This is a genomic window from Achromobacter sp. NCFB-sbj8-Ac1-l, assembly GCF_052695805.1.
Window position 1 is genome coordinate 4,424,356 of record NZ_CP199812.1, and the last position, 13,716, is coordinate 4,438,071.

Sequence of the window (13,716 nt, forward strand, 5' to 3'; positions counted from 1 at the left end):
GCCTACGCCTGTTCCGGCAGATACCCGCTGTACCCCATCAGCGTCGACAGCCGCTTGGCCACGTTGCCGACGATCTCCTGCACCTGGGCGATGCTGGGCGATTCTTTCTGGTCGATGCGTTCGATGTGCGGCACGTTGATCGCGGCGATGACGTGGTTGCCCACGCCCATCACCGGAAACGCCACGTTGGTGATGCCGCGAATCTGGCGGCTGGCCATGCAGGCGCAGCCATTCTTGCGCACGTCGGCCAGAATGGAAAACAGCTCGCCCGGGTCGGATTCCAGTTCGCCTTCGACCTTGATGTGCGCGGCCAGCATGCGGGTGCGTTCGACTTCGTCGCGAAACGCCAGCAGCACGTGACCCGACGAGGTATCGGTCAGGCCCATCATCACGCCCACCTTCAGGCCGAAGGACCAGCGCTCGGGGCTGTCGACCTGGGCAATGACCACCACCCGGCCGCCCTGGTACACGGCCAGGTGGCACGACTGGCGGGCACGGTTGGCCAACTCGCGCAAAAGCGGCAGGGCCACGCTGACCAGCGATTTCAGCGGCTGCTGGCGGTGCGCCAGCTCGAACATCTTGAGCGTCAGCGTGTAGCGGTCGTTTTCGTCGACCTGCACGAAACCGCGTCGCTGCAGCGTCACCGCCATGCGGAAGATCTCGCTGACGCTGCGGCCGATCTTCTGGGCCAGCTCGGCCAGCGTGTAGCCGGCCGGGCTGGCCGCCAGCGCTTCCAGGATATCCAGCCCCTTTTCCAGGGCGGGCGCCGCGTAGCGTTGCGCGCCCGGGCTTTCGGCGGACGCGTCTGCCGGGGATTCGGCCAGAACGTCAGCCGGCACATCGGTCTTGGGCGTCGCGCGGGCGGAGGCGGATTTCTTGGTTGCGGTCATGGCGTGGCTCTGGGTGGGAACCGAATTTTATTCGACCCGCGACCAGGCCTGCAGAACCTGGCGCTGTTCGCCCAGGCCGGCGATGGACAGGCGCATCACGTCGCCCGCCTTCAGGTAGACCGGCGGCTTCTGGCCCAGGCCCACGCCCGGCGGCGTGCCGGTGCTGATGACATCGCCGGGCTGCAGCGTCATGAACTGGCTGATGTAGCTGACCAGCGTGGCCACGCCGAACACCATGGTGCGGGTGCTGCCGTTCTGGTAGCGGTGGCCGTTGACCTCCAGCCACATGTCCAGGTTCTGCGGGTCGGCGATCTCGTCGCGGGTGACCAGCCACGGGCCGATCGGGGCGAAGGTGTCGCAGCCCTTGCCCTTGTCCCACTGGCCGCCGCGTTCGATCTGGTATTCGCGTTCGGACACGTCGTTGACCACGGCGTAGCCTGCCACGTACTCCAGGGCCTCGCTTTCTTCGACGTAGGACGCCTTTTTGCCGATGACGATGCCCAGCTCGACTTCCCAGTCGGTCTTGACCGAGTTGCGCGGAATGATGACCGGGTCGTTGGGGCCGGTGATGGACGAGCTGGGTTTCAGGAACAGCACCGGTTCGGCCGGCACCGGCAGGCCGGACTCGGCCGCGTGGTCGGCGTAGTTCAGCCCCACGCAGACGATCTTGCCCACGCCGTTCACGGGGCAGCCGTAGCGCACCGCGCCGTCCACGCGCGGCAGCGAGGCCGCGTCCAGCTTGGCCAGCTTGGCCAGCGAGGCCGGGGCGATGGCGCCGGCATCGATGTCGCCGACCACGCCGGACAGGTCGCGCAAGGCGCCCTGGGCATCGATCAGGCCGGGTTTTTCCTGGCCGGGTTGGCCGTAGCGTACGAGTTTCATGCGTAATCCTTGGAAGGGAATGAAAGAGGCCGGCCGGTCAGTTGGACCAGCCGCCGTCGATAACCTGGATGGTACCGGTAGTGAAGCCGGATTCGTCGCTGGCCAGGTAGACCACCAGCGCCGCCACTTCGTCCACCCGTCCGACGCGGCCGATGGGCTGGCGCGCCACGAAGGCGGCGCGCACCGTAGCCTCGTCGTTGCCTTGCTGGCGGGCCTGCGCCGCGATGCGGTCGCGCAGCGACGGCGATTCGATGGTGCCGGGGCAGATGGCGTTGCAGCGGATGCCGCGCGCCACGAAGTCGGCGGCCACCGCCTTGCTCAGGCCGATCACCGCGGCCTTGGACGCACCGTAGACGAAGCGGTTGGGCACGCCCTTCACGCTGGATGCGGCCGAAGCCATGTTGATGATCGAACCGCCGCGCTCGAGCATCAGCGGCAGGTAGGCGCGAATGGTGCGATACATGGCCTTGACGTTCAGGTCCATGCTGAAGTCCCAATCGGCTTCCTCGCAGTCCAGGATGCTGCCGGCGTGCACGAAGCCCGCGCAGTTGAACAGCACGTCCACCGCGCCGGTCTCGCGGGCGCAGTCGGCCACCGCGGCGTTGTCGCGCACGTTCAGCACGCGGGTGCGCAGGCCGGTCAGGCCGGCCTCGCGGGCCTCGCGCGCCAGGTCGGCCAGCGCGTCTTCGCTGATGTCGGTGGCCCAGACCTGGGCGCCTTCGCGGGCCAGGGCCAGGGCGCTGGCGCGGCCGATGCCATTGCCGGCCGCGGTGACCAGCGCGCGCTTGTCTTGCAAACGTAGGGTCATGTCTCTTCTCTCGGGTGGGTAAGGCGGCCCGGCGTCGCCGCAAAGGCCTGCGCCGGATCCATTTAATGAAAATTGAATTTCATTTGTAAAACACAATACACGGGAAATTTAGCATGCAGCAAGCCGGCGCAAGCCTGCACCCATCGGTAATTACCCGAATTTCCTTCAAATATTCCAAAATTCGGGAAAACCAATGTTGACCTCTGATATGAAACTTGCTTTTATACGCAAAACAATCATTCCTAAAAAATCATGACGAGACAAGCCCCCCTGGACCCTCAGCTATTGCTGATTTCCCCCGAAGACAACTGCCTGATCGTGCGCAGCGCCCTGCCCGCCGGCGCCCGTGTGCAGCTGGAAACCGGCACCGCCCTCATCGCCACGCCGCTGGGCCTGGGCCACAAGCTGGCGCGCCACGCCATGCCGGCCGGCGAAAAGATCCTGAAGTACGGCGCCGTCATCGGCAGCCTGACCACCGCCGTCGCCGCCGGGGACCACATCCATACCCACAACCTGGACAGCGACTACACCCCCACCTACACGTTGGAAGAAGGTCACGCCTTCACCGACCGGCACTGAGGTTTTCCCATGACGGATCTGACCCCGCCCTTGCAGGGCTACCCGCGCGCCGACGGCCGCAAAGGCATACGCAACGTGGTCGTCGTGGCCTACCTGGTGGAATGCGCCCACCACGTGGCCCGCGAGATCGCGCTGGATTTCCGCGACCTGACCGGCGATGTGCAGGTGCACCTGGTGGGCTTTCCCGGCTGCTACCCCAACGCCTATGCCGAGCAGATGATGACGGCCATCGCCACGCATCCCAACGTGGGCGCCGCATTGCTGGTGTCGCTGGGCTGCGAGAGCATGAACAAGCGCAAGCTGGAAGCGGCCATCGCCGATTCCGGCCGGCCGGTCCACACGCTGACCATCCAGCAGCGCGGCGGCACCCGCAGCACGGTGGCGGCGGGCCGCGATTGGGTCCGCGCCACCGCCCAACAACTGGCGGGGCAGGCCCGCGTGCCGATGGGCTGGAACGAACTGGTGGTGGGCACCATTTGCGGCGGCTCCGACGGCACCAGCGGCATCACCGCCAATCCGGCGGTGGGTCGCGCCTTCGACATGCTCATCGCCCAGGACGCCACCTGTATCTTCGAAGAAACCGGCGAACTGGTCGGCTGCGAATTCCACATGCGCCGCCGCGCCGCCACCCCCGAACTGGGCGACGAGATCGTGGCCTGCGTCAACAAGGCCGCGCGCTACTACAGCATCATGGGCCACGGCAGCTTCGCCCCCGGCAACGCCGACGGCGGCCTGTCCACCATCGAAGAAAAATCGCTGGGCGCCTACGCCAAGAGCGGCGCCTCGCCCATCGACGGCATCATCAAGCCCGGCGACGTGCCGCCTTTTGGCGGCCTGTATCTGCTGGACGTGGTGCCCGACGGCGAGCCGCGCTTCGGCTTTCCCAACATCAGCGACAACGCCGAAATCGTCGAGCTGATCGCCTGCGGTTCGCACGTGATCCTGTTCACCACCGGCCGCGGCTCGGTGGTGGGGTCGGCGGTCTCGCCCGTCATCAAGGTCTGCGCCAACCCCGACACCTACCGTGCGCTGGGCGAAGACATGGACGTGGACGCCGGCCGCATCCTGGAAGGCCGCGGCACGCTGCAAGAGGTTGCCGAGGAAATCCACGCCCAGGTCGCGGCGGTGGCCAACGGCGCCCCCAGCAAGTCCGAAGACCTGGGGCACCGCGAATTCATCCTGACCTACAAGGCGTTCGAGCCCATCGGCCCGTCCTGCCTGCCGCTGAGCCGCGCGGCCTGACCGGCCCGCGCAGCCAGCCGGCCCAAGGAGTGACGTAGTGAACTACACGTTTGATTTCGCGTCCGTGCTCGAACAATGGCCCTTGCTGGCGCAAGGCGCCTGGGTCACGGTCAAGCTGTCTTTCCTGGCTACGGTGCTGGGCTTCGTGCTGGGCACGCTGTGCGCCCTGGCGCGCAACAGCCGGCTGGGCTGGCTGCGGGCGCTGGCCGGCGGCTACGTCGAGCTGATCCGCAACACGCCGCTCCTGATCCAGGCCTATTTCCTGATCTTCGGCCTGTCCAGCGCCGGGCTGACGATGTCGATCATGACCGGTGCAGTGCTGGCGCTGGTCATCAACATCGGCGCCTATACCTGCGAAATCATGCGGGCCGGCATCGAATCCATTCCCAGGGACCAGCTCGAAGCCGGCGAATGCCTGGCGCTGTCGCGCCCGCAAGTGTTCTGGCACGTGGTGCTGCGCCCGGCGGTCGAACGCGTGTATCCGTCGCTGACCAGCCAGTTCGTCCTGCTGATGCTGGCCTCCAGCATCATGTCGGCGGTGGGCGCCGAGGAACTGCTGGGCGTGGCCAACCGCATCCAGTCCGACACCTATCGCAACTTCGAAGTCTTCATCGTGCTGTGGGGCGTATACCTGGCGTTGTCGTGGCTGATGCGACTGGGTTTCTGGCTGCTGGCGCAGATCGTGTTCCCGCGCCGGCGCAAGCTCGGCACGTCGCTGTAAGGACCCGCGCCATGGCTTTCTTCATTCCCGACGAACACGCCCTGTACCTGCTGCAAGGCGCCTGGGGCACCATCAAGCTGTCGGCCTGGACCTTCGTGGGCGGCGGCGCGGCCGGCCTGCTGCTGGCGCTGGCCCGGGTGGCGCCGCGCAAGCTGCTGCGCCTGGCGGCCGCCGGCTATATCCAGGTCATCCAGGGCACGCCGCTATTGGTGCTGATGGGCCTGTGCTTTTTCGGGCCCAGCCTGTTCGGCCTGGGCGAGCTGTCGGCCCTGGCCGCCGCCGCGCTGGCCATGTCCGTGTACGCCAGCGCCTTCCTGGGCGAAATCTGGCGCGGCTGCATCCAGGCCGTGCCGAAGAACCAATGGGAAGCGGCCGAATGCCTGGGCCTGTCGCGGCTGCAGCGCATGGCCAAGGTGGTGCTGCCGCAGGCCCTGCGCATCGCCACCCCGCCCACCGTCGGCTTCCTGGTGCAGATCATCAAGAACACCTCGATCGCCTCGCTGGTGATCGGCTACGCCGAGCTGGCCTACAACGCCAAGATCCTGAACAACTCGACCTTCCAGCCCTTCGTGTATTTCGGCTGCGCGGCCGTCCTGTACTTCCTCATGTGCTACCCGCTGTCACGCTGGAGCCGTTCCTTGGAAAGGAGACTGAATGCAACCCGTCGTTGAACTGGACCAGGTCCACAAACGCTTTGGCGGCACCCACGTGCTGCGCGGCGTGTCGTTTTCCGTCAACCGTGGCGAGGTCGCCGCCATCATCGGCAAGAGCGGCTCGGGCAAGAGCACCGCGCTGCGCTGCATGGACCGCCTGGAGACCACCGACGGCGGCACCATCCACGTCTGCGGCCATGCGCTGCACGACAGCGACAAGCTGGATCTGCGGGCGCTGCGCAAGGACGTGGGCATCGTGTTCCAGAGCTACAACCTGTTCCCGCACATGACCGCGCTGCAGAACATCACGCTGGCGCCGCGCTCGGTCAAGGGCGTCAAACCGGCCCAGGCGCGCGAACAGGCCATGCAGGCGCTGGAACACGTCGGCCTGGCCGACAAGGCCGACGCCTATCCCGAGCAGTTGTCGGGCGGCCAGCAGCAGCGCGTGGCCATCGCCCGGTCGCTGGCGATGCAGCCCAAGGTGATGCTGTTCGACGAAGTGACCTCGGCGCTGGACCCCGAACTGACGGGCGAAGTGCTGAAGGTGATGGAAAACCTGGCCGCCGACGGCATGACCATGATCCTGGTCACGCACGAAATGGCGTTTGCGCGTGAAGTGGCCGACAAGGTCATCTTCATGCACCAGGGGCAGGTCTGGGAACAGGGGCCGTCCAGCATGCTGTCGGCCCCCGCCACGCCGGAACTGCGGCAGTTCCTGGGCAGCGGCCTGTAACGCCGCCGCCCTCTCGCAGCAATAACCACAACACCAAGACACTGGAGACACCTGCATGAACACGCCCGTATTCCTGCCGCGGCTGCGCGCCGCCTTCCTCGGCCTGGCGCTGACCGGCGCCCTGGCCGCCACCGGCGCGGCCCACGCCGACCAGCTCGACGACATCATGAAGGCCAAGAAGCTGCGCGTGGCCATCGACCTGGGCGTGCCGCCCTACGGCATGAAAGACGCCGCGCTCCATTCCACCGGGTCCGACGTGGAAACCGCGCGCCTGTTGGCCAAGGGCCTGGGCGTGGAACTGGAAATCGTGCCCACCACCGGCGCCAACCGCGTGCCCTTCCTGCAGACCAACAAGGCCGACATTGTCATCTCCAGCATGTCCGTCACGCCCGAGCGCCAGAAGGTCATCGACTTTTCGGTGCCCTACGCTGCCATCCTGGCCGTGGTGGGCGCCCCCAAGAGCATGACGCTGACCAGCGCGGTCGACCTGTCCAACAAGAAGGTCATTGCCACCCGCGGCACCACCAACGACACCGAGCTGACCAAGATCGCCCCCAAGGACGCACAGATCATCCGCTTCGACGACGACGCCACCTCGATCACGGCCGTGGTCAGCGGCCAGGCCGACATCTTCGCCACCGCCCCCGCCCTCTTGCGCACCATCAACGACAAGGCGCCCGCCAAGCAGATGGAATCGAAGTTCGTGATGCGCCTGAACATGCTGGCCATCGGCCTGCGCAAGAACGAGCCGGCGCTCAAGGCCAAGCTGGATGACTGGGTGCGCGCCAACCTGAAGAACGGCGAACTCAACACCATCTACAAACAGTTCCACGGCGTCGACCTGCCGCAGGAAGTCGCCAAGGTCGGCGGCTGATACCTCGCCCAGGAGAACCCGACATGGCCTGCATCGTCTCCGTCGACATTCTGCAGGTGGACCTGCAGCCCAAGGTCAAGCGTACCGACGCCGTGCAAAGCTTCGAGCGCCAGGAAACCCCCATCGTGCGCATCACGGACGCCGACGGCGTCACCGGCACCGGCTACAGCTACACCATCGGCACCGGCGGCTCGTCGGTGGTGCGCCTGCTGGACGACCACCTGGCGCCGCTGCTGCTGGGCCGCGATGCCGACTACATCGAGCAACTGTGGCGCGACCTGATGTACCGCGTGCACGCCACCACCGTCGGCGCGCTGACGTCCATCGCGCTGGCCGCCATCGACACCGCCTTGTGGGACCTGCGCGCCCGCCGCGCCAAGCTGCCGCTGCACCAGCTGGCGGGCGGCGCCAAGGCGGACATTCCGCTGTATTCCACCGAAGGCGGCTGGCTGCACCTGACCGAGACGCAGCTGGTGGAAGAAGCCCTGAAGGCGCGCGAAGCCGGCTTTGGCGGCGCCAAGCTCAAGGTCGGCAAGCCCCACGTCGCCGAAGACGTGGCGCGGCTGGCGGCCGTGCGCGCCGCCGTCGGCCCGGGCTGGGACATCATGACGGACGCCAACCAGGGCTTTTCCCTGCCCGAAGCCATCCGCCGGGCCCGCTGCTTCGAACCGCTGGACCTGGCCTGGTTCGAAGAGCCCATTCACGCCGACGACGTGCAGGCGCACCGCCGCCTGAGCGCATCCACCACCCTGCCGATCGCCGTCGGCGAATCGCTCTACAGCCTGTCGCAGTTCAAGGACTACCTGCAAAGCGACGCCTGCTCGATCGTGCAGGTGGACGTGGGCCGCATCGGTGGCATCACGCCCTGGCTGAAGGTGGCGCACATGGCCGAGGCCTGCAACGTGCCGGTGTGCCCGCACTTCCTGATGGAGATCCACGTGGCCCTGTGCTGCGCCGTGCCCAACAGCCGCTGGCTGGAATACATTCCGCAGCTGGACATGGTGACCGAACGCGGCATGCGCATCGAGCAGGGCCGCGCCATCCCGTCGGACGAACCCGGCCTGGGCATCGCCTGGGACTGGGACCGCATCGGCAAGCTGACGCTGCATCGAAGCCGGCACGACTGAAGCACAAAGCGGGCGTGGGGCCGGCGACGGCAGCGCCCGTCGCCGGGCGGCTGCCTGCACCGAAGCCCCGCCCTTACGCCGCGGCGGCGTCTTCCAGGATCATCTCGGCCCCGCGCTCGGCCACCATCATCACCGCCGCCTGGGTATTGCCGGACACCATCTTCGGCATCACCGAGGCATCCACCACCCGCAGCCCGGACACGCCGTTGACCCGCAGCCGCACGTCGGTCACCGCGGCGGCGTCCGACCCCATGCGGCAGGTACCGATCGGGTGATAGATCGTCTGGCCATTGCGGCGGGCAAAGTCCAGCCATTGCGCGTCGGTCTCCACCGCCGGCCCCGGGCTGAGTTCGGCCTCGACGTAGTGCTGCAACGCCGGCCGCTGCACGATGCGCCGCGCCACCCGCATGCCGCCCACCAGGCTGTCGCGGTCGACCTGCGCCGACAGGAAATTCGGCCGGATCGCGGGCGCCGCCAGCGGATCGGCCGACTTGATGTGGATGGTGCCCACCGATTCGGGCCGCAACTGCGCCACGCCCAGCGTCATGCCCGGATGCCGGTCCAGGATGCGCTCGGCCGCGTTGGCGTAGCTGGCATGCACGAAGAAATACTGCACGTCGGGCGCGGGCAGGTCCGGCGCGCTCTTGATGAAGCCGTGCACGAGGCCTGTTCCCAGCGTCAGGATGCCCTTGCGCTGCGTGTAGTAGCGCGCCACCTGCTGCGCCAGCCGCCAGCCGCGCGACATCTCGTTCAGCGTCACCGTATTCTTGACCCGCCAGTTCATGCGCGTGGCGAAGTGGTCGATGTAGTTTTCGCCCACCTGCGGCTGCGCATGCACCAGCGCGATGCCCAAGGACTGCAACAGCGCCGGGTTGCCGATACCAGACAGTTCCAGCAGTTGCGGCGACTGCACCGCCCCCAGGCACACCAGCGTCTCGCGACGGGCCCGCACGGTGAATTCGCGGCCGTTCTGGCGATAGGCCACGCCCACGCAGCGCTTGCCCTCGAACAGCAGCCGGGTCACGTGCGCGCCGCATTCCACTGTCAGGTTCTTGCGCCCGGCGGCGGGTTTCAGGTAGCCGTCCACCACGCTCCAGCGGCGGCCGCGATGCTGCAGCACCTGGTAATAGCCCACGCCGTCCTGCTTGCCGCCGTTGTAGTCCGGGTTCAGCGGCAGGCCGTCTTCCTGGGCCGCGCGCAAGAACGCATCGGACACCGGAAAGCGCTCGGCCACTTCTTCCAGGTGCATCGGCCCGCTCTTGCCACGGCTGGCGTCGCCGGGTTCGTAGTGCTCGATCTTGCGGAATACGCGTTCGGCCTGGCGATAGCCCCAGCCGGTGGCGCCCGCGGCCTCCCAGCCGTCGTAGTCGGCCGGCTGGCCGCGCACGTAGATCATGCCGTTGATCAGCGTCGAGCCGCCCACGCCCTTGCCGCGCGGCACGGCGATGGTGCGGCCGTGGACGTTGTCTTCGGGTTCGGTGGCAAAGCGCCAGTTGTAGTCCGGGTTGACCAGCAGCTTGGAAAAGCCCGCCGGAATCCCGATCCACATGCTGCGGGCTTCATGGCCCGCTTCCAGCATCAGCACCCGGTGGCGGCCGTCGGCCGACAGCCGGTTGGCCAGGATGCAGCCGGCGGTGCCGCCGCCCGCGATAATGAAGTCGTAATCGCCCATCGTCTGGTTCCGCGGGCTCAGGCTTGCGCGGCGGGCGCCACGCCCATCATTTCCGCCATCAGCTCGATCTGCCCGGCCAGCATCGGCGCGCCATAGTGCACCCGGCAGCCGCGCGCCTGCGCGGCCCGCAGCAACGGCGTGTCCTTGGGCTGCATGATGACTTCGCACACCAGCTGGTCCGGCGTCAGGCGCTGTACATCCAGCGGCAGCGCATCGTCTTCCTTCATGCCCAGCGACGTGCCGTTGACCACCAGGTCGTGGCCCGACGGGTCGGCCGTGCCGACATCGATGCGGGCCTGCGGATGCAGCGACAGGATGCGGCCCTTCAGGTCTTCGGCCTTGGCCGGCGTGCGGTTGGCGATGGTCAGGCGCGACACGCCCGCCTGCACCAGCGCAAAGCCGATGGCGTTGGCCGCGCCGCCGGCGCCGGCCAGGTAGGCGCTCTTGCCCTCGGGCGACACGCCCGCCGTGCGCAGGCCGCGCACGAAGCCTTCGCCGTCCAGCATGTGCGCCACCAGGCGGCCGTCGGCCTCGCGCCGCACCACATTGGCCGCGCCGATCTTGCGCGCCACCGGCGTGGCCTCGTCGGCCAGCGCCAGGATGGCCGTCTTGTGCGGCATGGTGACAATCAGGCCGCCCAGGTTTTCCAGGCGGCGCAGGCCCGCCACCACCTCGGCCAGGTTGTCGGGCCGCGCATGGAACGGCACGCACACGCCGTCAAAGCCGATGCGCGCGAAGTGCTCGTTCATGCGCTGCGGCGTCTTCACGTGGTAGATGGGGTCGGCCAGGATGCCGAACAAGCGCGTATTGCCGCTGATTTCCTTCATTGCTGTCTCCGTGTCTTATCGCTGGATGAACTCACGCGCCACGGCCTCGATGCCGGCGCCGTCCAGCTGGTAATGGGCGTACAGGGTGGTGGGCGGGGCGATCAGGCTGTATTCATCGTAGATGCCATGGCGCCGCAGCCGCGTGCCGGTGCCGGCATCCGCCAGCACTTCGGCCACCGCCGACCCCAACCCGCCCATCACGTTGTGTTCTTCCACCGTCAGCAACGCGCGCGCCTGGCCGGCGGCGGCCAGCACGGCCTCGCGATCCAGCGGCTTGATGGTGGGCATGTCGATCACGCCGACCGACAGACCGTCTTCGCGCAGCCGCGCGGCCGCCTCCAGCGCCGCATGCAGCGTGATGCCGCAGGCGATGATGTTCAGGTCGGTGCCAGTGCCATGGGTGATGGCGCGGCCGAACGTGAACGGCGTGCCGTCTTCGTACACCTGCGGGTCGCGGCCCCGGCCGATACGAAAGTAGATCGGCTCGGGCCAGTCGACCGACGCCTTGATGGCAGCGGCCAGTTGCGGGCCGTCGGCCGGCGACACCACCGTCAGGCCGGCAATGGCGCGCATGGTGGAGATGTCTTCGGTGGCGTGGTGCGACGTGCCGTAGAACCCCAGGCTGATGCCCGTGTGATGGCCGATCAGGCGCACGGGCAGCCGGGTATAGGCCACGTCCATGCGGATCTGCTCGCAACACAGCAGGCCCAGGAACGAGGCGAACGTGGCCACGAAGGGCATCAGCCCGGTGGTGGCCAGCCCGGCCGCCGCCGACACCATGTTCTGCTCGGAAATGCCGAACTGCACGTAGCGGTCGGGATAGGCCGATGCAAAGCGGTTCAGGCCGTTGGAGTATTGCAGGTCGGCCGAGCCGGCCACCACCGGGTGCCCGGCCTGCGCCAGGTCGATCAGCGCATCGGAAAGATACGACAGCCCGGGGTTCACCGCGTTCAGCGCGCGGTACTGCCAGGAATCGGGGGAAGTTATCTGTGCCTGTGCCATTCAGATCTCGCGGGTCATGATTTCGTCGATGGCGGCCTGCGCGTCTTGGGGCGCCAGGTAGCCCAGATGCCAGCCGGGTTCGGTTTCCATGTAGCCCACGCCCTTGCCCTTGATGGTCCTGGCGATGACGCAGGCCGGCTTGTCGCGCGTCTGGTCGGCGCGCAGGCGGCGCAGCAGCGTGGTCAGGGCCGACAGATCATGGCCGTCCACCTCGTGCACGTCCCAGCCAAAGGCCTGCCACTTGTCTTTCAGCGATTCCACGCCGATCACGTCATCGACCTTGCCATCCAGCTGATAGCCGTTGCGGTCGACGATGGCCACCAGGCGCGACAACCGCTGGTGGGCGGCGAACAGCGCGGCTTCCCAGACCTGCCCTTCCTGCATCTCGCCATCACCCAGCATCACGAAGACGTTGTAATCGCGCCCGTTCATGCGCCCGCCCACCGCCATGCCGGCGCCGTTGGACAGCGCGTGGCCGATGGACCCCGAGCTGAAATCCACGCCCGGCACCTTGGTCATGTCGGGGTGGTCGCCCAGCGGGCTGCCCAGGCGGGTATAGCCGTCCAGCAGTTCGCGCGCAATGAAGCCGTGGTCGGCCAGCACGGGAAACAACCCCACCGCCGCGTGGCCCTTGCCCATCAGGAAGCGGTCGCGGTCCGGCCAGGCGGCCTCGCCCGGCCGCAATCGCATCACGTCGTAGTACAGCGCGGCAAAGATCTCGGCGCACGAGAAGACCGAGCTGTAGTGCCCGACCTTGGCGATTTCGATCAGCCTGATTGTCTCCAGCCGTATGTAGCGGGCCTTTTCCCGCAGCATGCGGATTTCCCCTTCGGTTGGGGCTCCCCGGTCCTGGCGCATGACGTTCCCTTACGTCGTTAGAATATATGATATATAATATACCCATCGCGCTCGAATTGGCTAGGCCGGGCTAGAATTCAGCCGGGCGCTGTTTTCCGGCCCCGGCCCACTCCCTCGAACCCGCAAGCCCCAACCGTCATGCCCAGCCTTAAACCGGTAAAGAAAGAGAACCTCTCCGTCAAGGTCTACAACGAAATCCGCAATGCCCTCATCAACGGGCAGTACGAACCCGGAGAACGTTTGATCATTGGCGAGCTGGCCCAGGAAATGGGCGTCTCGATCACGCCCGTGCGCGAGGCCATCTTCCGCCTCATCAGCGAACAGGGCCTGGAAATGCAAGCCGCCACCGCGGTGTACGTGCCCTACGTCAATTCCGAAAAGCTGCGCGAAATCCAGCAGATCCGCTTCCACCTGGAAGGCATGGGCGCGGCCGAAGCCGCCAAGCACATCACCCGCAAGCAGCTGGACAACCTGATCGCCCTGCAGAAAGACTTCATCTCCTGCACGTCCACCGATCCCAAGCGCGCCAGCTACCTGAACCGCAAGTTCCACTTCGGCATCCTCGAAGCCAGCAACAAGCCCATCCTGCGCAACACCGTGGAATCGTTCTGGGTCATCACCGGCCCCATCCTCAAGGTGTTCCATGTGAAGACGGCCGGGCTCGACTATTCCGAAAACGAGCATCGCCACGAGGCCGTGCTGGAAGCCCTGGAAGCACGCGATTCCGACGCCGCGGCCAAGGCCATCCAGGCCGACCTGGTCTGGGGCGGAAAAATCATGATCGACTGGCTGGTCGAACGCGAAAAAGAACTCGACTACCGCCCGCCCGGGCCCCGCAAATAGGAAGA

General features: G+C 66.9%; 15 protein-coding genes. 8 read left to right on the top strand and 7 right to left on the bottom strand.

Going from position 1 to position 13,716, the window contains the following annotated elements; translation table 11 throughout:
* Window positions 1-2 precede the first annotated feature (2 nt).
* Genes ACUDP5_RS20225 through ACUDP5_RS20235 form a run of 3 tightly spaced genes read right to left on the bottom strand, consistent with a single transcriptional unit; the run spans window position 3 to window position 2,580 of the window.
* The gene (locus ACUDP5_RS20225; protein ID WP_445657035.1) at window positions 3-890 is read right to left on the bottom strand and encodes an IclR family transcriptional regulator; all 888 of its coding nucleotides are present in this window, start codon (window positions 888-890) and stop codon (window positions 3-5) included.
* A gap of 27 nt (window positions 891-917) precedes the next feature.
* Window positions 918-1,772 carry a fumarylacetoacetate hydrolase family protein gene (locus tag ACUDP5_RS20230; RefSeq protein ID WP_445657036.1) on the bottom strand — a complete coding sequence of 285 codons (855 nt, stop codon included), beginning with the start codon at window positions 1,770-1,772 and terminating at the stop codon, window positions 918-920.
* 37 nt (window positions 1,773-1,809) lie between these two features.
* A complete protein-coding gene (locus ACUDP5_RS20235) occupies window positions 1,810-2,580 on the bottom strand; it encodes an SDR family oxidoreductase (protein WP_445657037.1) in 771 nt (256 codons plus the stop codon).
* 252 nt (window positions 2,581-2,832) lie between these two features.
* Here ACUDP5_RS20235 and ACUDP5_RS20240 point away from each other — a divergent pair, with 252 nt between their 5' ends.
* The 7 genes from ACUDP5_RS20240 to ACUDP5_RS20270 are packed head-to-tail and all read left to right on the top strand — an operon-like array spanning window position 2,833 to window position 8,509.
* On the top strand, window positions 2,833-3,159 hold the full coding sequence (locus ACUDP5_RS20240; RefSeq protein ID WP_445657038.1) for a UxaA family hydrolase: 327 nt from the start codon (window positions 2,833-2,835) through the stop codon (window positions 3,157-3,159).
* A 9-nt stretch (window positions 3,160-3,168) separates the two neighbouring features.
* Window positions 3,169-4,401 carry a UxaA family hydrolase gene (locus ACUDP5_RS20245; protein WP_445657039.1) on the top strand — a complete coding sequence of 411 codons (1,233 nt, stop codon included), beginning with the start codon at window positions 3,169-3,171 and terminating at the stop codon, window positions 4,399-4,401.
* Between the two features lie 37 nt (window positions 4,402-4,438).
* A complete protein-coding gene (locus ACUDP5_RS20250) occupies window positions 4,439-5,122 on the top strand; it encodes an amino acid ABC transporter permease (protein ID WP_445657040.1) in 684 nt (227 codons plus the stop codon).
* An 11-nt stretch (window positions 5,123-5,133) separates the two neighbouring features.
* Window positions 5,134-5,793 (top strand): amino acid ABC transporter permease, encoded by a 660-nt coding sequence (locus ACUDP5_RS20255; RefSeq protein ID WP_263913566.1) that lies wholly within the window; start codon window positions 5,134-5,136, stop codon window positions 5,791-5,793.
* Window positions 5,777-6,508, top strand: a complete 732-nt coding sequence (locus tag ACUDP5_RS20260) for an amino acid ABC transporter ATP-binding protein (RefSeq protein WP_025140562.1) — start codon at window positions 5,777-5,779, stop codon at window positions 6,506-6,508. Before ACUDP5_RS20255 ends, ACUDP5_RS20260 begins: the two co-directional genes overlap by 17 nt.
* A 55-nt stretch (window positions 6,509-6,563) precedes the next feature.
* Entirely contained in the window at window positions 6,564-7,382 is an 819-nt protein-coding gene (locus tag ACUDP5_RS20265) for a transporter substrate-binding domain-containing protein (protein ID WP_445657041.1), read from the top strand.
* Window positions 7,383-7,405: 23 nt separating this feature from the next.
* On the top strand, window positions 7,406-8,509 hold the full coding sequence (locus tag ACUDP5_RS20270) for a mandelate racemase/muconate lactonizing enzyme family protein (RefSeq protein WP_445657042.1): 1,104 nt from the start codon (window positions 7,406-7,408) through the stop codon (window positions 8,507-8,509).
* Window positions 8,510-8,582: 73 nt separating this feature from the next.
* Here the strand turns inward: ACUDP5_RS20270 and ACUDP5_RS20275 are convergent, their stop codons facing one another.
* From ACUDP5_RS20275 to ACUDP5_RS20290, 4 genes are read right to left on the bottom strand one after another with little or no spacing between them, the layout of a single operon-like run.
* Window positions 8,583-10,181 (bottom strand): GMC family oxidoreductase, encoded by a 1,599-nt coding sequence (locus ACUDP5_RS20275; RefSeq protein WP_445657043.1) that lies wholly within the window; start codon window positions 10,179-10,181, stop codon window positions 8,583-8,585.
* A gap of 17 nt (window positions 10,182-10,198) precedes the next feature.
* A complete protein-coding gene (locus ACUDP5_RS20280) occupies window positions 10,199-11,008 on the bottom strand; it encodes a shikimate dehydrogenase family protein (protein WP_445657044.1) in 810 nt (269 codons plus the stop codon).
* 15 nt (window positions 11,009-11,023) lie between these two features.
* Window positions 11,024-12,010 (bottom strand): transketolase C-terminal domain-containing protein, encoded by a 987-nt coding sequence (locus ACUDP5_RS20285; protein ID WP_263913560.1) that lies wholly within the window; start codon window positions 12,008-12,010, stop codon window positions 11,024-11,026.
* Complete coding sequence (locus ACUDP5_RS20290) at window positions 12,011-12,826, bottom strand: transketolase (protein WP_263913559.1); 816 nt, start codon at window positions 12,824-12,826, stop codon at window positions 12,011-12,013.
* Window positions 12,827-13,006: 180 nt separating this feature from the next.
* Here ACUDP5_RS20290 and ACUDP5_RS20295 point away from each other — a divergent pair, with 180 nt between their 5' ends.
* On the top strand, window positions 13,007-13,711 hold the full coding sequence (locus ACUDP5_RS20295; protein WP_263913558.1) for a GntR family transcriptional regulator: 705 nt from the start codon (window positions 13,007-13,009) through the stop codon (window positions 13,709-13,711).
* The last annotated feature ends 5 nt before the right edge of the window (window positions 13,712-13,716 follow it).

What these genes read in the sequence shown, in the direction of transcription:
- ACUDP5_RS20285 (WP_263913560.1), bottom strand. Translation starts at nt 12,010, where the DNA reads ATGGCACAGGCACAGATAACTTCCCCCGATTCCTGGCAGTACCGCGCG.
- ACUDP5_RS20230 (WP_445657036.1), bottom strand. Translation starts at nt 1,772, where the DNA reads ATGAAACTCGTACGCTACGGCCAACCCGGCCAGGAAAAACCCGGCCTG.
- ACUDP5_RS20280 (WP_445657044.1), bottom strand. Translation starts at nt 11,008, where the DNA reads ATGAAGGAAATCAGCGGCAATACGCGCTTGTTCGGCATCCTGGCCGAC.
- ACUDP5_RS20225 (WP_445657035.1), bottom strand. Translation starts at nt 890, where the DNA reads ATGACCGCAACCAAGAAATCCGCCTCCGCCCGCGCGACGCCCAAGACC.
- ACUDP5_RS20245 (WP_445657039.1), top strand. Translation starts at nt 3,169, where the DNA reads ATGACGGATCTGACCCCGCCCTTGCAGGGCTACCCGCGCGCCGACGGC.
- ACUDP5_RS20295 (WP_263913558.1), top strand. Translation starts at nt 13,007, where the DNA reads ATGCCCAGCCTTAAACCGGTAAAGAAAGAGAACCTCTCCGTCAAGGTC.
- ACUDP5_RS20235 (WP_445657037.1), bottom strand. Translation starts at nt 2,580, where the DNA reads ATGACCCTACGTTTGCAAGACAAGCGCGCGCTGGTCACCGCGGCCGGC.
- ACUDP5_RS20260 (WP_025140562.1), top strand. Translation starts at nt 5,777, where the DNA reads ATGCAACCCGTCGTTGAACTGGACCAGGTCCACAAACGCTTTGGCGGC.
- ACUDP5_RS20270 (WP_445657042.1), top strand. Translation starts at nt 7,406, where the DNA reads ATGGCCTGCATCGTCTCCGTCGACATTCTGCAGGTGGACCTGCAGCCC.
- ACUDP5_RS20255 (WP_263913566.1), top strand. Translation starts at nt 5,134, where the DNA reads ATGGCTTTCTTCATTCCCGACGAACACGCCCTGTACCTGCTGCAAGGC.
- ACUDP5_RS20290 (WP_263913559.1), bottom strand. Translation starts at nt 12,826, where the DNA reads ATGCTGCGGGAAAAGGCCCGCTACATACGGCTGGAGACAATCAGGCTG.
- ACUDP5_RS20275 (WP_445657043.1), bottom strand. Translation starts at nt 10,181, where the DNA reads ATGGGCGATTACGACTTCATTATCGCGGGCGGCGGCACCGCCGGCTGC.
- ACUDP5_RS20265 (WP_445657041.1), top strand. Translation starts at nt 6,564, where the DNA reads ATGAACACGCCCGTATTCCTGCCGCGGCTGCGCGCCGCCTTCCTCGGC.
- ACUDP5_RS20240 (WP_445657038.1), top strand. Translation starts at nt 2,833, where the DNA reads ATGACGAGACAAGCCCCCCTGGACCCTCAGCTATTGCTGATTTCCCCC.